We start from the raw sequence: 23848 nt of genomic DNA, 5'->3' as shown, positions 1-23848 counted from the left end.
CTTTTATATATTGAATTTGTAACTAAAAGGAGCTGTGACAAAGTTAAGTCACAACTCTTTACTAAGCTAGATTTGATTTTAATTCTTCAACAAATGTTTGTAGCAAATCAATATCTTCGTCCTCAGCATTGTTTTCAATACAAACTAACTCTGCACCTTGAATTGCACCAGTTTTCTTGAATTGTTCCACAAAATCTCTCGCCGATTGACAGTAATATTCACCATATTCTTTATCACCAGAGCCTACAACACCAAATAATTTACCACTTAAATCTTCATCTTTTAAATCTTCAAAGAAATCTTCAAATTCAAATGGTAGTTCTCCATCACCATATGTGTAAGTTGCTACAATACAAACATCTGCATCTTCAAAAAAATCGGAATCTACATCTGAACATTCTTCACGTTCTATTTCAAAACCTTCATCTTCTAATTTTTCTTCAATAATATCTGATATTTCCTCAGTATTTCCAGTCATACTTGCATAAACTATTTTCGCTAAAGCCATTATTTATTCACCTAATCTTTCAATTTATAAAATTTTTCACAAATTATTTTATCTAGATTTTAACATAAAACTAATATAATATGAACTCTTATTAGTAAAAATGTGAAAAAAATATAAAAGATTTAATGTTATTTATTAATAAATTAAAAACAAAATAAAAAAGATGCCATAATGACATCTTTCTTTATTTCGTTACTTTAAATAACCAAGCATCTGGTTCATCTAAAATTTTAGTATCTTTTTGTCCAGCTTCATTAATTTCAGAAACTGTTCCAGAAACAGGTGTTTCATATTCAACTACAGCTTTTTCAGCTTCAAGTTCTACTACACTGTCACCTTTTGTAACAACTGTTCCGACTTTAGGTAGCATAGCAAAACTAATACTGCCTAAATCATCTTGAGCAACTGCTGTTAAACCTACAGTCACAACTCCATCTTCTTCTTTAAGCCATAAATTTTCTTCAGCCATTTTCATTTCCTCCTATAAAAAGAGCTCTACGTATTCAGCCTCTTTAAATCCTAATAAAACTTTATTGTCTACAACCATAATAGGTCGTTTGATTAACATACCATCAGCAGTTAATCTAGTTGCGGCTTCATCCATTGAGAACTCTCCAACTAAATCTTTTAGTCCCTGTTCTCTATAACGAATTCCACTTGTATTGAAGAAACGGCGAATTGGATAATCATTATTTTCCATCCAAGTTATTAATAGATCTTTTGCTGGTGGCTCTTTAATCATATCAATCATATCGTAACTAATATTGTTCTCATCAAGCCAGATTTTCGCTTTCTTACATGTTGAACATTTTGGGTACCAATAAAAAGTTGCCATTATTTTGCCTCACTTTCAATTATGCTTTTCTTAGTATAGCATACCTTAAAAAAAGTGTTTGGCAATTTTTTTTATAAATTGGTAAAAATGTGGTAAAATATATTAGTTAGAAGGAAATTTTTTCCCTTGATTATTTGTAGGAGGAAAACAATGAAAAAATCATCAAGCAACAAAGAAGACTATTTAAAGGCAATTTATGAAAATAATGGCATTGATGAGTTTGTCTCAAATAAAACATTAGCAACTCATTTAGGGTTTTCTCCTGCCTCAGTAACTGAAATGGTTGAAAAATTACAAAATGACGGTTTAATTGATTACAAACCATACACTGGCGTGAAATTAACCGAAGCTGGCATCAACATTACTGCTGGCATCATTAGAAACCACCGCATTGTTGAAACCTTTTTATATGATAAATTAGACTATTCATTACATGACTTACACAATCTCTCAGAAGAATTAGAGCATGTGAAAGACCCTGTCTTTTTCGCAAGATTATATAAGTTTTTAGGTGAACCAGAAACTTGTCCTCATGGAGGTATTATTCCAAATGATGAGGTATTTATTGAAAAAGCAGTTAAACCTATTGCTCAATTTAAACAAGGTGAATCTCCAGAAGTTCGCCGTGTGATGGATGATACAAGTATTTTAAATTATATGAGCACCATTGATTTGAACATTGGTGATACGATTCATATTACGGAAGTTGATGATTTTAATGAGTTAATGTTATTTACAATTAACGATAAAACTGACACCCATCACATTAGCTTTAAACAAGCACAAATTATCTTTTCATATTAAAAAAAATCTCGAAAGAAGTAATTCTTTCGAGATTTTTTTAATAGCTTAATTCATATTCAAAGTTACTTTCAGGTTGGTACTGATACCTCATTGACATCACTAATCCAACACCAATCATATTCCCCATTAAGGCCGAACCTCCTTGGCTGATAAAAGGAAGCGGAATACCTGTTAGAGGAAGTAACCCAATGTTTGCACCAATGTTTTCAAAAACATGGAACAAAATCATCATAATAACACCTGTTGCAATATATGATAAAAATTCATTATTAGTATCAAAACACACACGAATCATACGGTAAATCAAAATGAAGTACAAGATAATAACAAATGTACTACCAATAAAACCAAAATTTTCCGCAATAACTGAGAATATCATATCTGATTCTCTAACAGGGACATACACATCAGAAACATTAAACCCTTTACCTGCAATGCCACCTGTACCTATGGCTTTTAAGGCTTGAGCTTGTTGGTAAGAATTTCCTGTTGCATCGTGGAAAGGATCTAACCAAGAATCAATTCGAGCAAATTGATAGCTTTCAACACCAATCTTACTTAACAACTCTCTTCCCATATCTGTTGTAACTAAGTATAAAACGAGCGCTCCAAGTACAACAAAAGAAATTGTTACAGGTACAATAATACGCCAAGAGATACCTGACATAATAAATACGCCACCTAAAATAGCGATAAACACTAACATTGTTCCAAAATCATTTTGTAATTGTAACAACACACCAACAGGTATAGTAACTAAAAATAATTTCAAGATTAGCATGCCGTCTGTCTTCAAGGTTCGGTTTTTGTTTTTCAAATTATGACTGGTGACAATATAGGCAAGAATTAATATATAAGCAATTTTCATTAGTTCTGCTGGTTGAAAGGTTAAACTACCAAATCTAAACCAGTTTTTAGAACCTGTTCTTGTGGCTAAAGTGACATCATAAAAAAAGAGTAGTGCCGTCATTACACCTAAACCTAATACATAACCAAATGGTGTTAATTTCCACAGTGTTTTTGGTTTAAACTGCATAACTACAAAAATCGCCACTCCTCCAAGAACATACCACAACCCTTGTTGAAGCATTTGAGAGACCATAGATTTTACTCCAGCATCTTTATCAAGAGCCACATACAAAGACATCATACCAATGACGGATAATAAAAAGACAGGAAGTAAAATACCATAATCAATTTGTTTAATTTGTCGCTTTTTTATTCGTTCCATGTTTCCTCTCTTTTCTAACGTGTTTTCAAATATAACTAACATTATACAATAAATTTTACCTCTTAGTATAGCAATTTGAATTTGATTTCTTATATCCTTACGATTTCTTAAAAAGAGGTTGTGACAGAAGTATTCAGCTTCAAGAAATAAGAAGGAAATCACGAAAATTGTTCTTCAAATTTTTGTGATTTTCGGCTTATTTCCGAAGAAGCTACTTCTGTGACATCGTTTAGTTTGTAAATAAAGGACTGTGGCCATACTTATGTCACAGTCCTTTATTTTTTTATTTAATTTTTATTAATCTTCATCAATTAAATCAGACCAATCACTAACTTTTAAAGTATCATCTGACATCATATCATTAACTAATCGATGTTTTAAATCTGATAATTCTAATTCTTTTTGTCTTAATTCTTCTTTTAAAGCAATGACTTCAGTGGCTTGTCCTTCTTCTAATTCACTGTTTTTGTTGTATAGACTTTGGTTTAATTCTTTAATCTGGCGTTTCTTTTGCCAAATACTACTAGCCATAACAATAAAGACAATTAAAGCTCCAACTAAAACTGCTGCTATTAAAATAACCGCAAGTGGTAATGATACTTTTGTTACTAAAAAGTTAACATCAATTGGTTGAGCATTAATAACTGAAAATAAAACAACAATAAAGGCTAATATTAAAATGATGAACATTTTAGTTGTGTTTTTCATTCGATTTCACTCCTATTTTTTATCAAAAACATGGGTTGCTAAATAATCTCCTACGTGAGGGAATAAGTGATAACATTTGCTACCTAATTCCATTATATAAGGTGAATTAATTTCTCGCTTATAAGTTCCCATACTTTTAACTATTTTTTTAGCTAACACTTCTGGATCTAAAACAAACTTACCAACTGACTCTAAGTAATTACCTGTTGGATCTGCTAAATCAAAGAAAGGTGTTTTAATTGGCCCTGGATTAACAGTAGTTACAGAAATACCTAAGGGTTTCATTTCTAATCGTAAACTATTTGAAAAACCAATCACTGCAAATTTAGTTGCGGCATAAATACTAGATTTTGGTGTTGCCATTTTACCAGCTTGAGAAGCAATATTAATAATATGACCTCTATTTTTTTCAGCCATCATTAACGCAATTCGCTGTGTTAAATAAATTAACCCAAGTACGTTAACAGAAAACATTTTTTCTGTGTCTTTAAAGTTCGATTCTAAAAAGGGTTGGAACAATCCCATGCCTGCACAGTTAACCAGTACATCAATTTCTTCAAAGTCAGACTTTATTTTTTCTAAAACTAACTCTACTTCATCATAGTTAGAAATATCCATTGGGTAAAAAGCACCTTTTTGATTCGAGATAGATTCACATTTTTTTAAGCAAGCTAGAAGTTCTTCTTCTCGTCTTGAACACAATATAACACGAGCTCCTTTTCGAGAAACTTCGTAAGCAATACTTTCTCCTAAGCCACTAGAGGCACCGGTGATCAAGACAGTTTTACCAGATAAATCAGAAAATACCTTGCTCATGAATTAATCGACCTCATCTTTCTTTAAAGGAATATCAACAATATCAAAATCTTTGACCACTCTTGTATTTTTAAAAACAGATTTAGCTTCTTTTTCAAGCTCATAGACAGCCTTCCCTAGATATCTTGCACTAATATGAGTTAAGACTAATTTTTTAGCACCAGCTTCCTTAGCAACTGTTCCTGCTTGAGTTGATGTACTGTGGAAATAACTTTTAGCCATTTTCCCTTCATCAGCACTAAATGTACTTTCATGAACTAAAACATCTGCATTTTTTGCTAATTTTTGACTATTTGGATGGAATCTTGTATCACCTAAAATAGTTACAATGCGTCCCTTTCTAGATTCACCAATAAAATCTTTGCCATCAATCACACGACCATCATTTAACGTTACTATTTCACCGTCTTTGATTTTTTTATAAACAGGTCCAGCTGGAATATTTAACTCTTTTAATTTCTCAACTTGCAACTCACCTTGGAAATTTGGCTCTTCCACTCGGTAACCGTAGCATTTAATACGGTGATCTAGCTCTTCACAATAAACTTTAAAGCCACCATCTTCTAAAATAAGTCCAGTTTCTTCAATTTCAATAACATTTAATTGATATTTCAAATGACTTTCTGAAACTTTTAAACTTGTTTGGATAAAATTTTTAATTCCTTTTGGACCGTATACTTCTAAAGTAGTTTCTCCCCCTTGAAATGAACGACTGCTAAGTAAACCAGGTAAACCAAAAATATGGTCACCATGTAAGTGGGTAATAAAAATTTTCTCTATTTTTCGAGGTTTGATAGTTGTTTCTAAAATTTGTTGTTGTGTTCCTTCCCCGCAATCAAATAACCAAATTTCATTTCTCTCATCTAATAATTTTAATGCAATACTTGTTACGTTTCTTTGTTTTGACGGTACACCAGCACCAGTCCCTAAAAATTGTAGTTCCATTTTAATCCTACTTTTCTCTATATTTTAATTTAAATAACTATTAAATAGTAATCATATTCTTCCCTATTGTATCAAGCTTTTGTCATTTATTAAAACAAAACAGAAAAAAAGTTGAGATTTTTTCATCTCAACTTTTTGATTCACTTCTATTTCATTAACCCTTCATGGATTTTATCTAAATTCCACTCCATCATTGATAAGTAAGTATCTCCTGTTTCGCCTTTTTTAGCTAAAGAATCTGTAAAAATTGTTTCATAAATTGGTAATTTACATTCTCTTGAGACAGCTTCCATACTACGAGCATCAACACTTTGTTCTACGAATAATGATGGTACTTCAGTTTCTTTAATTTTTGATAAAACAGCCTTCATTTGTTCAGGTGTTCCTTGGTCATGAGTATTAATTTCCCAAATATAAGCAGCTTCTAATCCGTATGCTTTTGAGAAATATTTAAATGCTCCCTCACTTGTTACTAATAATTTCTTCTCTTTAGGTACATCATTAAATTTATCAATACTTGATTCATGTAATTTATTTAATTCAGCAATATACTCTTTAGAGTTGTTTTCATAAAACTCTTTATTCTCTGGATCTTTTTCAACTAACACTTTAGTAATATTCTCAACATATTTCACACCATTTGCAAGTGATAACCATGCGTGAGGGTCTTGTTCTGATTCTTGTCCTTCACCTGTTAAATACATTGGTTCAACACCTTCACTAACAACGAAATAATCTTTACCTTCTTCTTTTTTCGTTGTTGTCATTAATTTAACAAACCAACCGTCTCCACCTGTTTCAAGGTTTAATCCATTAAAAAATATAACATCTGCATCTGTTGCTTTTGCAATATCTTCTGGTAATGGTTCATGTTCATGAGGATCTTTACCACGTGGTACAATACTATGAATATCCACTTTATCTTTACCAACTTCTTCAACCATATTTTCTAAAATTGAGTTAGTTGTCACTACTTTTAGTAATTGTTCTTCATTTGCTTTATTGTCTTTTGCCTCTTCTTTTTTCGTTTCTCCCGAACTACAAGCAGTTAAAGCTACTACTCCAAGAGCTGCTGCAAATGTTACGGCTAATAATTTAATTTTCTTCAATGATCAGTTCCTCTTTTCTTTTAAATACAATTCCTTGTTTTGGTGAAAATATAAATGCAATAACGAAAAATACAGCTGATGTTAACACAATTGTAGCTCCCGAAGCTAAGTTATATGAATAGCTAAAGAATAAACCTACCACTGCACTAATAGCTCCTAAAAGACTTGCAACAACAATCATAATAGATAATTTATCTGTTAAAAGATAGGCTGTTGCTGCAGGTGTAATTAACATCGCTATTACTAGTACTGTTCCTACTGTTTGAAGTGAAGATACAGCAACTAGTGTTAAGAAAAACATTAATGCATAATGTATAACTTGTACTTTTAAGCCATACGCCTGTGCCATTACAGGGTCAAACGAGCTTACAAGTAGTTCTTTATAAAATAAAGCTACAAAAACAATAACAGCAATTGCTACACCAAGAGTTGTGTACATGTCACTTGGTCTAACTGCTAACACATTTCCAAATAAGATATGGTTTAAGTCTGTTGAACTTTCAGCAAAAGAGACTAAGATAATTCCTAAGGCAAAGAATGAACTAAAAACAATTCCGATTGAAGTATCATTTTTTATCTTACTTTTTTGTGTAACAAAGCCGATTAGTCCTGCTGCAGCCATACCAAATATTGAGGCTCCAATCATAAAATTCATTCCCATCATGTAACTAATCGCTACACCGGGAAGAACAGCATGAGAGATAGCATCTCCCATTAATGACATTCCACGTAAAATAATAAAGCTTCCTATTATCCCTGATACAATCCCCACAATAATTGATGTAATCAATGCATTTTGTAAAAACTGGTATTCCATTAAACCACTAATAAAATTTTGAATCATTAATCATTCACTCCCTTGATAATAATCTCACCCATAGATTCTCCATATGCAGCTTGAATATTTTCTGTCGTAAATGTCTGATTAACACTACCCTCAGCAACTAAAGTTTTATTTAATATGATTAAGTTGTCAAAGTACTCTCTAGTTTTATGTAAATCATGGTGAACAATTACTATTGTTTTACCTTGATCACGTAATTCTTTTAATAAATCTACAATTAGCTTTTCACTAACCATATCAATTCCTACAAAAGGTTCATCTAAGAAAATTATATCCGCTTCTTGTGCTAGAGCTCTTGCAATAAACACTCGTTGCAATTGTCCTCCAGAAAGATTACCAATTTGACGTTTAGCGAAATCTTCCATTTTAACTTGTCTAAGAGATTCTATCACTTTTTCTTTTTGTGCTTTCTTAGGTCTTCTAAATAAACCTAGATTTGGAAAAGTTCCTAAAAGAACTGTTTCATCCACTTTAATCGGAAATGTTAAATCAATAGCACTTCTTTGTTCTACATAAGCAATTCGTTTTCTGATAACATCTAAAGATTGACCACCAACTCCTACTTGGCCTGTTTCAGATTTTATTAAGCCGATTACTGCTTTTAGAAAAGTTGATTTACCAGCACCGTTAGGACCGATAATTCCTGTGATTCTTCCTGGTTGAATAGAAACACTTACATTTTCTATTGCTTTTTTATGTTGGTAAGCCACTGTTAGATGGTTTACATCAATTGGCTTTTTAGTTAAGTCTTCGTGCATCACTGCTGACGCTGTCGTAGCATTCATCATACTGATAACGCTCCTTCCCTTTTGGTTTTATTAATTATATTTTTAGGTTTGCCTAAACTTCTTAAATAAAGTATAACAAATGAGATTCATTATCACAAGCAAAAAACACAAAAAAGTTATCAGAAAACTTTCTTCTGATAACTTTTTTCAACTTACTACTATATAAATACGATAAAATTTTTTTTACAAAAAAAGAACTAATGAGAATCTCTCACTAGTTCTTAAACTTTAGTCTACAAATTCAAAGACAAATTCTTTAATTCTTACTAAGTCACCGTCTTTAGCTCCCATGCTACGTAGTGTTTCATCAACACCCATACCTCTAAGCTGACGTGCAAATTTCATAATACTTTCTTCACGGTCAAAGTTAGTCATAATAAATAATTTCTCTAACTTAGCTCCGTACAATACCCAAGTTGCATCATCATCACGAGTCACTTGGAAGTCTGGCTCATCTTCAACAAATTGATAATGAACAACCTCTTCAATTTCTTCATCTTGATACATTGGGAATTCTGGTGTGATATCTACTAAATCTGCCGTTGCTTTAAGTAGCGGCTCAATTCCTGTACGTGACACACTTGAGATTGGGAAAATTGGGATACCGTCGCTAAACTCATCTTCTTTTAAGGCTTCAATTTGTTTTTTGAATTCCTTTAGATTTTCTTCTGCTTCTGGCATATCCATTTTATTAGCTACAATAATTTGTGGACGTTCCAATAATCTTAGGTTATGTGATTCTAACTCTTTATTAATTAATAAATAATCTTCAAAAGGATCACGGCCTTCCATTCCACTCATATCAATAACATGTAGAATAACTCTCGTTCTTTCAATATGACGTAAAAACTGAGTTCCAAGTCCTACTCCTTGTGATGCTCCTTCGATTAACCCTGGCAAGTCAGCCATAACAAAACTCCGGTCATCTCCAGTAGCCACCATTCCTAAGTTTGGTACAAGAGTCGTAAAGTGATACGCTCCAATTTTTGGTCTTGCCTTTGATACGATAGAAAGAATCGTTGATTTACCAACAGAAGGAAATCCTACTAAACCAACATCAGCTAAAACTTTTAATTCTAGTTCAATTTCTCTTTCTTGACCCGGTTCCCCGTTTTCAGCAACTTCTGGTGCAGGATTTCTTGGCGTAGCAAAACGAATATTACCACGTCCCCCGCGTCCTCCACGAGCAACTTCTAACTCTTGACCATGAGTTAATAAATCACCTAATAAAGCTCCTGTTTCTTTGTCTCTTACAGTTGTTCCAGGTGGCACTTTAACAAAACGGTCTTCTGAACCGCGACCGTGCATACTTTTACTCATACCATTCTCACCTGGTGTGGCACTAAAATGACGGTTAAATCTAAAGTCCATTAAGGTACGTAACCCTTCATCAACTCTTAAAATAACACTACCACCTTTACCACCATCTCCACCTGCTGGACCACCGTCTGGTACATATTTTTCACGGCGGAAAGCAACCATTCCGTCGCCACCTTTACCAGCTTTTACATTAATTGTTACCTGATCTAAAAACATGGACATCTTTTTGTCCTCCTCATCCTAAAAAAATCTCTTCATTATTGTATCTGTTACCTGCTTGTTTGTCCAATTTGATTGCGATTTTCTAACAAATTTTATTTTATTTTAACTAAGTAGGGTCACTGTGTTATCTGCTAACATCGTTTGCTCTTGAACAATAATTCGGTTTAAAGATACCGAAAGTGTCATTAAATTTATCTTATTGAGAGCTCTTGATTTACTTTCTACAAATAAACTAATCGCCAACGCTTGCTTATAGTCTGTTTCAAAATACAGTTTGATATTTTCTTCTATTTCTTCAATAAAAATAAGTAATTCATTTAAGTCAATTTCTTTTGTTTCTTCCATTATATAGGCTAAAGATACTAAAGGTACAAAATGAGCACTTTTTATTTTAATTTTATTTTTTTCAAAAAATAGAATTAATTCATTGATAGCTGTCATAAATTTCTCATCTAATTCTCCTGTTAACAAGGTTATAAGAGTTGACACAACCAAACAACTATTTTTATTTTTTAAGCCAATTTCTTGTAAGGCCTCATAATAAAACTCAATTAACTGGCACACCTTCTCTTCACTTAAATGGTTTAGTTGTTCAGCTTGGGCTAAAGATATGATTGAACTGTAATCATTGCTTGTTGTAATAAAAGGATGACTTTTTTTCAATCCCTCATATATTAAGTGACCTCTTTTAGCTATTTCAATTCGTTTATCACTATCTGAAAAAAATAATTGATACGAAGCAAAATACGTTGAACTTGATGATTTAAAACCGTTGTCTTTAAGTATTTTTTTATTAAAGAATAACTCCTCAATTCCTTCAACTGAATTTTTACTACTAGAAATCATTAATCCTGTAAGTGTTTGTCTAGTGACTTTGGTTAAACTGCTAAAAATCCCTGCTTTATGTAAAAGTGCTATATCCAGCCATTCAAAATCTTCAATCGGCATTATTTCCTTTTGTCCTGTAAAAATTCTAGCTAATAAATATTTAACACGTTTATCTAACCATTTAGCATTCGTTTGGCTTAATATGTCATAATTTTTTTCTAAAAGAGCAATGATCTCTTCTTGGTTCATCTAGATGCTTCCTTTCATATATCTTCTAGACTATGATAGCCTAAATTCTATGAAAGATAAACAAAAAGACAAACCGATAAATCGATTTGCCTCAAATTTTATTTATTTTCGATTAATTCAAAGTTAGACCAAGGTTTTAAGAAATCTAATAAGAATAATTCATCTTCTGAAATGCGAGCCACAACGTTTACACGTCCATCGTTTTTCATTTCTTTTAAAGCAATTTGCATTTCACCTTTATATTGACCATAACCAACATTATCAACTAAAACATCACCTTTAACCATATCTGGTGTATTAGTTGCTGGGAATGGTAAATCTTTATATTTAATACGAGTCATAGTTGAGCGTAGCATATAAATTGAGCGATCTCCGCGGTAACGGTGTAAGTTTTCAAATAAAACGACACGCTCATCTTCAGTAATCGTATCTAAAACATCTACTTTAATTTTAGGATTATCAGCAAAGAATGCCTCTGACATTGCTTTTAATTCTTTTTCTGATGCATAAGCATTACCAATTGTAATATCATCAATCAAGCCTGTTAACATAAAATGTTTCACTTGAGTTGCAATTTCTAAATCACGGTGCTCTTCTAATGTACATAGACCATCCTGAGTTGGCCATGGTCCAAAAGTTGCATCGTGCGAGTTAACAAAAGCCATTGTATTTATGTTATATTGTCTAAATTGTTTAGAACATTCAACAAAATGCTCGTAGCCTAGTGCTGAATAACGATGTGGGTAGAAGTTATGAGAACCAAGTAAATTATTTGTATTTGGTGAGTAACTCATAATATTATCAACATATTTAGTTCCACCACTCATGTTAATTTCAACTTTAATACCGTATGGATTACGGGTCATCTTAGCTTCTTCAGCACCTGTAAATCCAATATCAAGACGGATACCATCTGCTCCCAACTCATGGAAAAATGATAAATCATCATAAGAAATTTCTAACTGATCAAATAAAGCTGGATTGATATCTACCATAACCTCAAATCCTAATTCATTTGCATAATCAACAACTTTCTTAAATTCTGCAATTACTTTATCTTTATCATCCGCAATTTGCAGTAGACTTGTAAACACTCGTTTAAAACCGTATTTGTGTGCTAAGTCTAAATATGCTTTGTCCTTTTCAAAAGTTGAACGCTCTGGATAAATCGAAATACCTAATTTTCCCATTAATGAAACCCTCCTAAAATTTTAGAATACGCATTCATTATAACATTATAAAATACGATTGTATAGACCATTTAATTAGAAACATGGTTGTCACTCTTTGTTATTTTTGTTACTATTAATAAGAAATAATCCCCTAAAAACGAAAGGAATAAACTCATGAAACGAAATAAATTAATTATTGCTTCTGCTTCTTTAATGGCAACTCTATTACTTTTTGGTGCCTGTGGTAATGGGAACACAAATAGCTCAAAGGGAACAAAAGCTTCTACTGAAACATCAACTTCTCAAAAAGAAAAAGTAGATCTTAATTCTCTTGAATTACCTCAGTTAAACCCAGAAGTAGCTGAGAACGAAGCACTTGTAGAAATGGTAACAACTGAAGGAAATATTAAAATTAAATTATTCCCAGAACAAGCTCCAAAAACAGTTGAAAACTTTTTAACTCATGCTAAAGACGGCTACTATGATGGAGTTATCTTCCATAGAGTCATTAACAACTTTATGATTCAAGGTGGCGACCCTGATGGTACTGGCATGGGTGGTGAAAGTATTTGGGGTGATTCTTTTGAAGATGAAATTTCAAATCAACTTTATAACATAAGAGGTGCTCTATCTATGGCCAATGCTGGCCCTGGAACAAATGGTAGCCAATTCTTTATTGTTCAAAATAAAGACGACATTTCTGATGGTATTTTAGCTGAAGATGTTCCGACTAAAATCATTGATGCTTATGCTAACGGTGGTGCTCACCATTTAGATGGTAAACATACTGTTTTTGGTCAAGTAGTTGAAGGAATGGATGTTGTAGATAAAATTGCAGCTGCTGAAACTGAAGCTGGTGACAAACCTGCCAAAGACATTAAAATTGAGAAAATCAATATTTTACAAGAAGCAAAATAAAACGCTAGGAGAATTTATTTCTCCTAACGTTTTTTTATTTATTGATGCTTAAATTAGTAATCCAACCTTCAGGGGCTTCAACATCACCAAACTGAATACCTGTTAATTCTGCATAAAGCTTTTGAGTGATTGGCCCTACTTCTTCTTCTGAATAAAACACATGGAAAGTGTCATCAAATTGAATCCCGCCAATTGGTGAAATCACAGCAGCAGTACCACAAGCACCAGCTTCACTAAATTGATCCAATTCACTTAATTTTACATCTCCTTCAATAGCTTCAAGCCCTAGACGCTCTTTTGCTAAATAAAGTAGAGAGTATTTTGTAATACTTGGTAAAATAGATGGCGAAATTGGTGTAATAAATTTCATATCTTTTGTAATTCCAAAGAAGTTTGCTGAACCAACCTCTTCAATTTTAGTATGAGTTTGAGGATCTAAGTAAATACAATCTGAATAAGATCTTTCTTTCGCTTCTGAACCTGGTAATAAACTTGAGGCATAGTTTCCACCAACTTTAACAGCTCCGGTTCCAACTGGTGCAGCACGGTCATAATCTGACACGATAAAGTTTGTTGGTTTCATCCCACCTTTAAAGTAAGGTCCAACTGGCATACAAAAACAAGTAAAAATATATTCCTTAGCAGGACTCACACCAATAGAATCCCCTACCCCAATTAGTAATGGGCGTAGATAAAGAGTTCCTCCTGAACCATAAGGCGGCACATATTCATGATTAGCTAGAACCACTTGTTTAACTGCTTCAATGAATTTTTCTTCTGGAATCTCAGGCATCATCAAACGACGTGCACTTGTATTGATTCTTTTAGCATTTTGATCCACTCTAAATAAGTTTATTGAACCATCTTTACAACGATAAGCTTTTAATCCTTCAAAACATTGCTGACCATAATGAATAGCAGGAGAGCCTTCACTAATATGTAATTGATTATCTTCTGTTAAAACACCTTCATCCCACTCTCCGTCTTTCCAGTAAGAAAGGTATCTTAGAGGAGTTTTTATGTATGAAAAACCTAGTTCTTCCCAATTTATATCTACCATTTAACGTAACCACCTTTTACACTTTTTATTATTCTATCACACCTTGTTACATTTTTCTCATTTATTTTTAATCTATCCTTAAAAAGTTTTAAAAACAATATAAGATTTATTTAACAAATACCAATTGAGATAGGAAGTTCCTGTTTTTTTAGTTATTATAAGTAGTGTTCTTTTAAATCAATCATAAAGTAATATCTGAACAAACTCTTTTTATTTCAGATATTTTTTATTATGTCTAATTATGTTAAACTAAATCAGTTGAGGTAGATTTTACCTATTAATGCGTTATATAAGAGATTTGTTAAAGGAGTTTTGTTATGAATCATCCATCTAAGGGAATTGGTGAATCCCATGGAAAAATCATTCTACTTGGTGAGCACTCTGTTGTCTACGGAGAGCCTTCGATTGCGATTCCTTTTTTAGGAACAAAAGTAGTCGCCACTGTCGTTAAAACAAGTGAGCCAACTCGAATTGACTGTGATTTTTACCATGGATTGTTAGATGAAATGCCAGAGTTGTTAGAGAGCTTAAAAGAAACAATTCGTGTTTGTTTAGCTAGATTAAATCAGAGTGAGGCTAGACTACACCTAACTATTGATAGCCAAATCCCTGCTGAAAGAGGTATGGGATCTAGTGCTGCTGTTTCAGTTGCTACAACAAGAGCCTTGTTTGATTTTTTTAAAGCTAATTTAACTCAAAGTGAATTACTAGAAATTGTTCATATTTCTGAAAAAATTGCTCATGGTAATCCAAGTGGCTTAGATGCTTTAATGACTAGTAGCTATACTCCTTTTTATTTTATTAAAGGAAAAGAATTTGAAAAATTAAATATGAATTTAGATGGTTTTCTAATTGTTGGTGATACTGGTGTAACTGGACAAACAAAAGAAGCTGTTGAAAGTATTGCTCTAAAAGTTTCTGACTCTTCTAAAGAATGGGCGAAAGAAGCTATCACAGAGTTAGGCATTTTAGCAAATCAAGGTCGTTTTTATTTAGAAACAAATCAAGGCGACAAACTGGGAGATACGATGTCGAAAGTTCATGGACTGCTACAAAAACTTGAAGTATCTAGCCCTGAACTTGACCTTTTAGTTGAAACTGCTATGAAAAATAAAGCTCTAGGTGCTAAACTAACTGGTGGTGGTCGTGGTGGTTGTATGATTGCCCTTGCTAAAACTAAAAAAGATGCGGAATCTATTAGTTTAGCTTTAAAAAATACTGGTGCTAAACAAACATGGGTTTATGAAATGAGAGGTAGTTAACATGAGACAAGTAGGAAGATGTCGTGCACATACGAATATCGCTTTAATTAAATACTGGGGAAAAAGAAATGATGAGCTATTTTTACCAATGAATAGTAGCCTCTCATTAACATTAGATGCTTTTTACACAGATACTGAAGTCGTTCTCGATTCTGACTTTACATCAGATACTTTTTTTCTAAATGACGTTAAACAAGATAAAAAAGAGACTGAAAAGATTACAAAATTCTTAAATTTATTTAGAAATGAAGTAAACATGGAGACAAAAGCATGTGTAAAGAGTTATAATCATGTGCCGACTGCTGCAGGACTTGCCTCATCAGCTTCTGCTTTTTCAGCATTAGCTGGTGCTATGAACCAAGCAAGTGGTCTTAACCTAGATCCAAAAACCTTATCAACATACGCTAGACGTGGTAGTGGTAGTGCGACTCGAAGTATTTACGGTGGCTTTGTTGAGTGGTATATGGGTGAAGATGATTTATCCGAAACAAGTCATGCTATTCCTGTTGATGATGCTTCTTGGGATATTGGAATGATAGTCATTGCTGTTAATACAGGACGAAAAAAACTTTCTAGTCGTGTTGGAATGAAACAAACAATTGCTACCTCTCCTTTTTATTCTTCATGGGTGGAAACTGCTACTAGTGACCTTACAAAAATGAAAGATGCAATTAAGCAAAAAGACTTCATTACCTTAGGTGAGATCACTGAATCAAACGGAATGAAAATGCATGCAACTATGTTAGGAGCATTTCCTCCTATTTCTTACTGGGAACCTGATAGTGTTAAAGCTATTCAAACAGTCAAAGAAATACGTGGAATGGGTATTCCTTGCTATGTTACAATGGATGCTGGCCCAAATGTTAAAGTGTTATGCAAAGCTTCTGACATGACAAAAATTGAAGAATTACTATTAAAAGAATTTAAACGTGAACAAATTATTCCAACAACAGTTGGTGAAGGTATAAAATTATTAAGTGACTCTGAATGGAATTACTAAAGGAGAGATTTTTCTTGATAAAAGCAAGTGCTCCAGGAAAGCTATATATTGCAGGTGAATATGCGGTTTTAGAACCCGGTCATCCTGCTTTAATTGTTGCCCTGGATCAATTTATTACAGTTACATTAAAAGAAGCGGACAAACAAGGTAGTATTTGTTCTAGCTATTCTAACGGAATTTCCATTCCGTGGACCAGAAAAAACGGAAAATTTTACATGGATGAACGGGAAAATCCATTTTCTTATATTACAAAATCAGTTACTCTTGTTGAGCAATATTTACAAGAATTAAACTATGACTTAAAATATTTTGATTTGACCATTGAAAGTGAATTAGATAATAAAGATGGTCGTAAATATGGTCTTGGTTCAAGTGGAGCTGTTACAATTGCAACGATTAAAGCTATTCTCTCATTATATGAGATTGATTACACATCGGAGCTGCTTTATAAATTAGCTGCTATTACTCACTTATCATTAAATAGTAATGGCTCTTTTGGTGACTTAGCTGCTAGTTCTTACGGTGGTTGGATTGCTTATTCTTGTTTTGAAAAAGAATGGGTCATCGAAAAATTAAGCACTCGCGAGAAAATTAGTAAGCTTGTAACAGAAAAATGGCCAAAACTAAGAATTGAACCTTTAAAAGCTCCTGCTGATTTACGTTTATTAATTGGCTGGACAGGTTCTCCTGCTTCTACAACTTCTTTAGTAGACCAATTACATGATGAGCAAAACGATATGTATGATTTTTACAAACAGTTTTTAGATGATAGCTATCAATGTGTTATGTGGATTATTGAAGCCTTTAAAGAAAAGAATATTGAAAAAATTCAACAAGGTATTCGAATTAATCGTCATTTATTAAAGTCTTTGGCTGCTAAAAGTCGTGTTAATATTGAAACAGATGCTTTAACTGATCTTTGTACGATTGCAGAAAGTTTTAATGGTGCTGCTAAATCATCTGGTGCTGGTGGTGGTGATTGTGGAATTGTTTTATTCAATCAACAAGATGAAATCCTACCAATGATTACTGCTTGGAGAGAAAAAGGGATTGTAGATTTACCACTACAAGTCTACAAAGAAAAAATGACTAATTATGAGTCAATTATTTGGGAGGAAAAGTGATGAGTTGGAACAGAAAAGATCAACATATTCATTATGCTGAAATGCAATATCAACAACAAAGCGACAATGGATTAGATCAAGTTCGCTTTGTTCATCAATCTTTTTCAGAAATGTCTATTAATGATGTTAATTTAACAACTAAACTGGGTAGTCTTTCATTAGACTATCCTTTCTTCATAAATGCGATGACTGGTGGAAGTGATAAAGCCCATGTTATTAATAAAAATCTAGCCATTATTGCAAAAGAAACTAACTTAGCAATGGCGGTTGGTTCTGTTAGTACAGCTATTAAAAATCCGGAGTTAGCTGATAGTTTTAAAGTAGTTAGAAAAATGAATCCTAATGGTATCTTATTTTCAAATTTAGGAGCTCACCATTCTTTAGAAAATGCTAAAATCGCTGTTGATATGATTGAGGCTGACGCTCTTCAAATCCATTTAAACACACCTCAAGAAATTGTCATGCCTGAGGGTGATCGTAACTTTACAAACTGGTTATCTAACGTTGAAGAGATTGTTAAAGAACTTCATGTACCTGTCATTGTTAAAGAAGTCGGTTTTGGTATGTCTAAAGAAACGATCCAACAACTCATAGATATCGGTGTCACAATGATTGATGTTGGAGGACGTGGTGGCACTAATTTCGTTCATATTGAAAATGAACGCCGTGAAGAAAAGGAATTTGACTATTTACTTAATTGGGGACAAAATACTGCTGAATCATTACTAGAAGCTCATTTCTACCGCAAACAAGCAGACTTTATTGCTTCTGGTGGTATTAGAAATCCACTTCATATGTTAGCTGCTTTTGGCTTAGGTGCTAAAGTTGCTGGTATTTCAGGTGAATTTTTACATATGATCTTAACTAAAGGAAATGAATCAACTATTAAACGAGTCAACGAATGGAAGTATGAACTATCAGCTTTAATGGCTTTAGTTGGTGCTAAATCAATCGAGGACATCGAGAAAAAAGCTCTTGTACTTTCTCCTGAATTAAACAATTGGTGTAAAGAACGCCGTATTTTATTTAATCATAACTAAAAAGAGACTTAGACATTATTTTATGTCTGAGTCTCTTTTTCATATTCTAAAATATCTCCTGGTTGGCAATCTAGAGCTTCACAAATTTTTTCTAGTGTAGAAAACTTAATAGCTTTGGCTTTTTCATTTTTTAAAATAGATAAGTTAGCCATTGTAATACCCACATGTTCTGAAAGTTCAGTAACAGACATTTTTCTTTTAGCTAACATCACATCAAGATTTACTCGAATTGGCATTTTCTGTCACCCTTTCTTTTATATAGTTAAATCATTTTCATCTTTAAGCTGACTAGCCATTTCAAAAATATAGGACAAGAGTGACGAAATAATAGCTATCACAAGTCCTAAAAAGAAGAAAAAGAAACAAATTAAAAGATAAGGGTAATTACCTTTAAAAAGAAATAAACCAATGATAGTGGCAATAGCGTAGATGCTACTTTCAACAAGCCCTGCATAAGCTATTTTTACAAGTCTTTGACTATTTTTCTGTGTAAACATTTGATTTTTCCCTAAGTCTGAACTTATTTTCCATAAACTAGTTAAGATATAAAAAACAGGTATAGCTGTTAACCAAAATAAAAATTGAATGATGAGGTTTGTTGATGAACCCTCTAAATAGTTAGAGATTTTCGGAGCCACAAATAATAATAAGCTTGCCCCACTCAAACCTAAAATAATAATAATTGATTTAAATAAAGTATTAATTTTTTTCACCGACATACTAAACTAATCCCCTTTAAGTTATCTTTCGTCATTATAACATATTGCTAGTTTTAAAAAATAAGAAGCTAAGACGAGAAATGTATTCGTCTTAGCTTCTTATTTATTTTTTTAACCCTGTCATATTTTTTATAAAAGCGACTGAACCTAATATTAAACCTAAAAAGACACTAAAAAAGCCAATAGGAATCATAAAAAAATAGGGTTCATGTAACATTCCTGAGGCATCTACCCACTCTGGCATAAAGTTTTTTGTTATTAAGCTTAGTAAACCTAGTATGAAAAAAACGAGAGAAATTTTAGTTAATAAAGGTGCTTTATTTGTCTGTGTCATATTAAAACCTTCTTTCTTTTGATAGCTTAAATATAGCAACAAATAAATCGCAAATCAACATGTTTTTATCGTTTAACGATAAAAATGTGTTGTTTTATAATATTCTTAAGATTTAATATAAGCATATCCTTCTGTCTGACATTCTACTAATCTTAAAACACCTGCAGGCACTACTCCTACAAAAGGAGGTAGAGTTTCTTTTGTCATCTCAAAATGATTCATTGCATTTTGACAAGAGCTTAAAATGACTCTTTTCTCTGCTAGTTCATGTAAAGCTATTCCTAAATCTGCTTGTAAATATCCCTTTACTGCTTCACCATTTGCAACAATTTCAATAGCTTTCATTTTTGCATCAGCTTTTAATAAGTTATTAATATTTCCAACTACTGTAGACCATTTTTCTAATTCATTAACGTGAAACACAACTTTCATTTTTATTCCTCCTTGATATATATTGGCATTTTATAAACATCCTGCTCCTGGTATTCTTCAAATAAAAGAGCATAAATTCTTCCTACTTGAATATCTAATTCTAGTAACAATTCATTTTTTTGATTTATATTAGTAATTAGTGGAACAGACAAATCTTTCTTTTTCAGTTTTAAAAATTGACGTCCTGTATCATTAAATCCTAAAACTCTTAAATAATTGTTATCCCAAACAGACTTAATTTGACTTTCTCTTATTTGAAGTAACACATACAAACATAACCTCTGTATTCTCGTCCAAGTATATCGTTTGCTCTTAACAGTTTCCATAAATTCATTAAAGGAATTTGATTTTTTAGCTCCTTCTTTAAATCGATACTCTAAACCTTCTACCATTTGATAAATTTCTTTTAGCTCCTCAGTTGTACTACTTAATAATTGATACTTTAAGAGCGGCCAAGCTTTCTCCCAATCAATTAATTCTGAATGACTTAATGTCTTTATCATATTTTCTGGTAAAACATTTTTTAGAGCATCTAAATGACCTGCTAAAGTTTCTTTTCTGATAGATGTAGCACTGGCAAACTCTTGATGAGATACTTCCTCATCATGATAAGCATTTCCAACTCGTTTTATGGGAATTAATTTCATTGACTTTTGAAACTTGGCATTTTCTTTTGCATAGCCCATACCTAAAATATGGTTAGGAGAAGAAAAATCCAGTGACCATTCTGGTAAAAGCTTGCGATAAATTTCAGTCATTTGTTGAGGATAACTTTGACCGTTATTTTTTATCTCTTGATACAATTGATTGATTGTTTCTTCGTTTCTTATGTGGCTAATACCAAATTTTTCATAATCTAAATCTGACGAACTATCTGTCCCAAAGCATAAAGCATCAACACCTAAATGATGCAGCAAACTCACACCACCTCTTGCAAAATAATCTGCTGATTGAACAGCATAGGCAAAAGGTAACTCAATCACTAAGTCCGCTCCATTTTTCAGGGCTTCTTCAGCTCGTTGCCATTTATCAATAATAGCTGGTTCACCGCGTTGCAAAAAATTACCACTCATTACAGCAACAATGACGTCAGCTTGCGATTCTTTTCTAGCCTCTTCCAAATGATACCTATGCCCATTATGAAATGGATTGTATTCAACAATAACACCACAACTTTTCACTCTTTCACCTCACAAAAAAAGCTGACTATCCTGATTTGGACAGACAGCTTTTAACTTTATTTTTTACACACAAAGAACCAACGTTTTGATTCTTCATCTGGTTGATGATCTTCAAAATCAGCAAAGACATCAACTGATGTAAAGCCAGCCTGTTTTAACAAGTTTTTATAAGTTGTTAAATCATAGGTTCTCTCTTCATGTAATTCATCAAATCGCTCAAATTTACCTTGTTTATCAGAAACAAAGAACGTTAAGAAGTGCTCAATACTATACTCTTCATCTCCAGGATAACTTTCCCATAAAAAGGCGAAATCATCTGTTTGATAGTGATAACTATACTCAGCAAATCCCTCTTCTATTTGATAAGTTGAATGAACATCAAATAAAAAAGTGCCATTCTCTTTTAGACTCTCATAAACACCAGCAAAAACTTGAGCAACCTCTGATTCATTTTTCATATAACATAAAGAATCAGAATAACAAGTAACAGCATCATACTTATTTTTATCAGTTAAACTTAGCATATTGCCAGCCACAAATGATAATCCTTGATCATCTGATGAAGTTCTTTTTTGTGCTAGTTCTATCATTTCTTCTGATAAATCTAATCCTGTTACATTAAAACCAAGGTTAGCTAACTCCACAGATAAAATTCCTGTACCACAGGCTAACTCTAAAAGATTTTGTTGTTTTTTATGTAAATGACGACACGTAAAATCTAGCCAATCAAGATACAGGTTTTCATCCATGACCTCATCATAGATTTTAGCAAAAGTTTCGTAAGTAGCCATTTCTAATCAACCATACTTGAAATATTTACTAATGGTGCATCAGACCATAATTTTTCTAAATTATAGAATTCTCTTTCTTCACTATGGAAGACATGAACGATAATATCTCCTAAATCAATAAGTACCCAGCGAGCTGATTCTTTTCCTTCAATTCGTTTCACTTCAACTTGGTTTTTATGTGATTCTTCAATTATTTCATTAGCAATTGCCATAACTTGTTTGTCACTGTTACCATGACAAATAACAAAATAATCTGCAAGTAGAGAAACTGTTGTGACATCAAGTGCTACAATATCCTCTGCTCTTTTTGAATCTGCTGCTTTAACGACTAATTCTAACATTTCTTGACTATTAATAATAATTACCTCCTAATTTTGCGCTACCCAACGATTGTATGTTTCAATTGTTTTTGGATAGACTTTAAATCCTTTTCCGATTAAATAAAGTAAGGTGTGCTTTGTTTCAAATGCCACTGCTTTATCTAAATTTTCTTCTGCTAATTTTCTTGCTTCTTCTACACCATTAAAGTTTCTACCATCTTCAATGTAATCTGCTACATAAATAACTTTAGCCAACTCACTCATCTTAGCTGCACCTGTTGTATGTAACTCAATTGCCTCTAAAATATCTTTATCGGTTATTTCAAGTTCTTCTTTAACTAAATGAGCTCCTACAACACCATGCCAAATGGCGTTTCCATACTCAAGTAATTCTTGATTGAAGTTGTGTGCTTTGATTAAAGAAATCATTTCTTCGTCTGGTCTTTCTTTGGCATAGTCATGAGTTAAAGCTGCTATACTTGCTTTTTCTACATCAACTTGATAAAGGTTAGCTAAAAAACAAGCTTTCTTCTCCACTCTTAACACATGCTCAAATCTTCTTTTACTCATTTGACTTGAAACTTTTTCTATTAACTCTTCTCTTGAATAAGTTATATATGTCGTACTATAAGTCATTGTCTGTGTCATTTAGATACAATCCTTTTTTATGAATATATTCTAACACATTATCAGGTAAAAAGTATTTAACAGAACAATTCATTTTTATTTTTTCTCGAATCGTACTTGAGCTGATTTCCATTAATGGTACATCAACCCAGATTAAAGGATAAGGTGATTCTTGTTTACTACCAGGGCGATTAACCCCAACAAATTGGACCATTTCCATTAACTCATCAATCTTATACCACTTAGGTAAATACTCTACCATGTCGCCACCAATCACGAAATAATAATCCGTTTCTGGATTCATCTCTTTTAGGGTTTTCATGGTGTCGTACGTATAACTTTTCCCTTGTCTAACAACTTCTGAAAGCTCCAAACTTAGTTTTGGATTATCTTCAGTTGCTAATTTTAACATTTCAACTCGGTGGGATGAATCAATGGTTGTTTTCTTATCAACATGTGGCGATTGGCAAGAAGGCATTAAATAAAATTCATCTAGTCCTAATTGAGCACTTACTTGGTCTGAAATAATTAAATGTCCAACATGAACTGGATTAAACCCTCCACCAAGAATACCAACTCTTTTTCGTTTAATTGGTTTTTCTAACACTTGTTCTTCTACTTGGTTTAGTACACTAATCTTTTGTTTCATAAGACACCTCAC

At 32.6% G+C, this 23848-nt stretch carries 29 protein-coding genes; 6 read left to right on the top strand and 23 right to left on the bottom strand.

Annotated features, from left to right (window positions below; translation table 11 throughout):
- Positions 1–61: 61 nt before the first annotated feature.
- The 3 genes from DFR54_RS07750 to DFR54_RS07740 all read right to left on the bottom strand — a co-directional run bounded on the left by DFR54_RS07750 (position 62) and on the right by DFR54_RS07740 (position 1343).
- Positions 62–508 (bottom strand): flavodoxin, encoded by a 447-nt coding sequence (locus DFR54_RS07750; RefSeq protein ID WP_114289731.1) that lies wholly within the window; start codon positions 506–508, stop codon positions 62–64.
- A gap of 184 nt (positions 509–692) precedes the next feature.
- Positions 693–977 carry a glycine cleavage system protein H gene (locus DFR54_RS07745; protein ID WP_282957100.1) on the bottom strand — a complete coding sequence of 95 codons (285 nt, stop codon included), beginning with the start codon at positions 975–977 and terminating at the stop codon, positions 693–695.
- Between the two features lie 12 nt (positions 978–989).
- Complete coding sequence (locus DFR54_RS07740; RefSeq protein ID WP_114289729.1) at positions 990–1343, bottom strand: arsenate reductase family protein; 354 nt, start codon at positions 1341–1343, stop codon at positions 990–992.
- A 150-nt stretch (positions 1344–1493) separates the two neighbouring features.
- Between DFR54_RS07740 and DFR54_RS07735 the strand changes: the two genes are divergently transcribed.
- Positions 1494–2147, top strand: coding sequence for a metal-dependent transcriptional regulator (locus DFR54_RS07735; protein ID WP_086342439.1), 654 nt, complete (start codon positions 1494–1496; stop codon positions 2145–2147).
- A gap of 37 nt (positions 2148–2184) precedes the next feature.
- Here DFR54_RS07735 and DFR54_RS07730 read toward each other — a convergent pair whose 3' ends face one another.
- The 10 genes from DFR54_RS07730 to DFR54_RS07685 all read right to left on the bottom strand — a co-directional run bounded on the left by DFR54_RS07730 (position 2185) and on the right by DFR54_RS07685 (position 12397).
- Positions 2185–3378, bottom strand: coding sequence for an FtsW/RodA/SpoVE family cell cycle protein (locus DFR54_RS07730; protein ID WP_086342438.1), 1194 nt, complete (start codon positions 3376–3378; stop codon positions 2185–2187).
- Positions 3379–3675: 297 nt separating this feature from the next.
- Positions 3676–4086, bottom strand: coding sequence for a LapA family protein (locus tag DFR54_RS07725; protein WP_086342437.1), 411 nt, complete (start codon positions 4084–4086; stop codon positions 3676–3678).
- Between the two features lie 12 nt (positions 4087–4098).
- Positions 4099–4902 (bottom strand): SDR family NAD(P)-dependent oxidoreductase, encoded by an 804-nt coding sequence (locus tag DFR54_RS07720; RefSeq protein WP_114289728.1) that lies wholly within the window; start codon positions 4900–4902, stop codon positions 4099–4101.
- A 3-nt stretch (positions 4903–4905) separates the two neighbouring features.
- The gene (gene rnz / locus DFR54_RS07715; protein ID WP_114289727.1) at positions 4906–5847 is read right to left on the bottom strand and encodes a ribonuclease Z; all 942 of its coding nucleotides are present in this window, start codon (positions 5845–5847) and stop codon (positions 4906–4908) included.
- Between the two features lie 146 nt (positions 5848–5993).
- Positions 5994–6956 carry an Mn/Fe ABC transporter substrate-binding lipoprotein EfaA gene (efaA, locus tag DFR54_RS07710; protein WP_167798930.1) on the bottom strand — a complete coding sequence of 321 codons (963 nt, stop codon included), beginning with the start codon at positions 6954–6956 and terminating at the stop codon, positions 5994–5996.
- A complete protein-coding gene (locus DFR54_RS07705) occupies positions 6943–7800 on the bottom strand; it encodes a metal ABC transporter permease (protein ID WP_114289726.1) in 858 nt (285 codons plus the stop codon). Before DFR54_RS07705 ends, efaA begins: the two co-directional genes overlap by 14 nt.
- Positions 7800–8585: a metal ABC transporter ATP-binding protein gene (locus DFR54_RS07700; protein ID WP_376716403.1), complete on the bottom strand. Its 786-nt coding sequence runs from the start codon at positions 8583–8585 to the stop codon at positions 7800–7802. Before DFR54_RS07700 ends, DFR54_RS07705 begins: the two co-directional genes overlap by 1 nt.
- A gap of 231 nt (positions 8586–8816) precedes the next feature.
- Positions 8817–10130: a GTPase ObgE gene (gene obgE, locus DFR54_RS07695; protein WP_086342432.1), complete on the bottom strand. Its 1314-nt coding sequence runs from the start codon at positions 10128–10130 to the stop codon at positions 8817–8819.
- 102 nt (positions 10131–10232) lie between these two features.
- Complete coding sequence (locus tag DFR54_RS07690; RefSeq protein ID WP_114289725.1) at positions 10233–11207, bottom strand: DUF4003 family protein; 975 nt, start codon at positions 11205–11207, stop codon at positions 10233–10235.
- Positions 11208–11305: 98 nt separating this feature from the next.
- Positions 11306–12397: a DUF871 domain-containing protein gene (locus DFR54_RS07685; RefSeq protein ID WP_114289724.1), complete on the bottom strand. Its 1092-nt coding sequence runs from the start codon at positions 12395–12397 to the stop codon at positions 11306–11308.
- Between the two features lie 156 nt (positions 12398–12553).
- Here DFR54_RS07685 and DFR54_RS07680 point away from each other — a divergent pair, with 156 nt between their 5' ends.
- Positions 12554–13297 (top strand): peptidylprolyl isomerase, encoded by a 744-nt coding sequence (locus tag DFR54_RS07680; protein WP_114289723.1) that lies wholly within the window; start codon positions 12554–12556, stop codon positions 13295–13297.
- Between the two features lie 34 nt (positions 13298–13331).
- Here the strand turns inward: DFR54_RS07680 and DFR54_RS07675 are convergent, their stop codons facing one another.
- Positions 13332–14357, bottom strand: a complete 1026-nt coding sequence (locus DFR54_RS07675; RefSeq protein ID WP_114289722.1) for a branched-chain amino acid aminotransferase — start codon at positions 14355–14357, stop codon at positions 13332–13334.
- A gap of 317 nt (positions 14358–14674) precedes the next feature.
- Here DFR54_RS07675 and mvk point away from each other — a divergent pair, with 317 nt between their 5' ends.
- From mvk to fni, 4 genes are read left to right on the top strand one after another with little or no spacing between them, the layout of a single operon-like run.
- Complete coding sequence (mvk, locus tag DFR54_RS07670) at positions 14675–15619, top strand: mevalonate kinase (protein WP_114289721.1); 945 nt, start codon at positions 14675–14677, stop codon at positions 15617–15619.
- A gap of 1 nt (position 15620) precedes the next feature.
- Positions 15621–16619 (top strand): diphosphomevalonate decarboxylase, encoded by a 999-nt coding sequence (gene mvaD / locus DFR54_RS07665; RefSeq protein WP_114289720.1) that lies wholly within the window; start codon positions 15621–15623, stop codon positions 16617–16619.
- A gap of 14 nt (positions 16620–16633) precedes the next feature.
- A complete protein-coding gene (locus DFR54_RS07660) occupies positions 16634–17743 on the top strand; it encodes a phosphomevalonate kinase (protein WP_086342425.1) in 1110 nt (369 codons plus the stop codon).
- Complete coding sequence (gene fni / locus DFR54_RS07655) at positions 17743–18783, top strand: type 2 isopentenyl-diphosphate Delta-isomerase (RefSeq protein ID WP_114289719.1); 1041 nt, start codon at positions 17743–17745, stop codon at positions 18781–18783. Before DFR54_RS07660 ends, fni begins: the two co-directional genes overlap by 1 nt.
- Positions 18784–18803: 20 nt before the next feature.
- Here fni and DFR54_RS07650 read toward each other — a convergent pair whose 3' ends face one another.
- The 9 genes from DFR54_RS07650 to DFR54_RS07610 form a co-directional block, all read right to left on the bottom strand.
- Positions 18804–19019 (bottom strand): helix-turn-helix domain-containing protein, encoded by a 216-nt coding sequence (locus DFR54_RS07650; protein WP_086342423.1) that lies wholly within the window; start codon positions 19017–19019, stop codon positions 18804–18806.
- Between the two features lie 18 nt (positions 19020–19037).
- Positions 19038–19502, bottom strand: a complete 465-nt coding sequence (locus DFR54_RS07645; RefSeq protein WP_086342422.1) for a DUF2975 domain-containing protein — start codon at positions 19500–19502, stop codon at positions 19038–19040.
- Between the two features lie 103 nt (positions 19503–19605).
- On the bottom strand, positions 19606–19836 hold the full coding sequence (locus tag DFR54_RS07640; RefSeq protein WP_114289718.1) for a DUF3955 domain-containing protein: 231 nt from the start codon (positions 19834–19836) through the stop codon (positions 19606–19608).
- A 105-nt stretch (positions 19837–19941) separates the two neighbouring features.
- Positions 19942–20268 carry a DsrE family protein gene (locus DFR54_RS07635; protein WP_086342420.1) on the bottom strand — a complete coding sequence of 109 codons (327 nt, stop codon included), beginning with the start codon at positions 20266–20268 and terminating at the stop codon, positions 19942–19944.
- 2 nt (positions 20269–20270) lie between these two features.
- The gene (locus DFR54_RS07630) at positions 20271–21449 is read right to left on the bottom strand and encodes a nucleotidyltransferase (RefSeq protein WP_114289717.1); all 1179 of its coding nucleotides are present in this window, start codon (positions 21447–21449) and stop codon (positions 20271–20273) included.
- A 56-nt stretch (positions 21450–21505) separates the two neighbouring features.
- Positions 21506–22240, bottom strand: a complete 735-nt coding sequence (locus DFR54_RS07625; protein ID WP_114289716.1) for a class I SAM-dependent DNA methyltransferase — start codon at positions 22238–22240, stop codon at positions 21506–21508.
- 2 nt (positions 22241–22242) lie between these two features.
- Positions 22243–22581: a ribosome silencing factor gene (gene rsfS, locus DFR54_RS07620; RefSeq protein WP_086342417.1), complete on the bottom strand. Its 339-nt coding sequence runs from the start codon at positions 22579–22581 to the stop codon at positions 22243–22245.
- Between the two features lie 27 nt (positions 22582–22608).
- Positions 22609–23196, bottom strand: a complete 588-nt coding sequence (yqeK, locus tag DFR54_RS07615; RefSeq protein ID WP_114289763.1) for a bis(5'-nucleosyl)-tetraphosphatase (symmetrical) YqeK — start codon at positions 23194–23196, stop codon at positions 22609–22611.
- Positions 23186–23836, bottom strand: a complete 651-nt coding sequence (locus DFR54_RS07610) for a nicotinate-nucleotide adenylyltransferase (RefSeq protein ID WP_114289715.1) — start codon at positions 23834–23836, stop codon at positions 23186–23188. Before DFR54_RS07610 ends, yqeK begins: the two co-directional genes overlap by 11 nt.
- Between the last annotated feature and the right edge of the window lie 12 nt (positions 23837–23848).

This window comes from Vagococcus fluvialis (assembly GCF_003337315.1).
GTDB lineage: Bacteria > Bacillota > Bacilli > Lactobacillales > Vagococcaceae > Vagococcus > Vagococcus fluvialis.
This window is presented reverse-complemented; position numbering and strand designations above follow the sequence as displayed.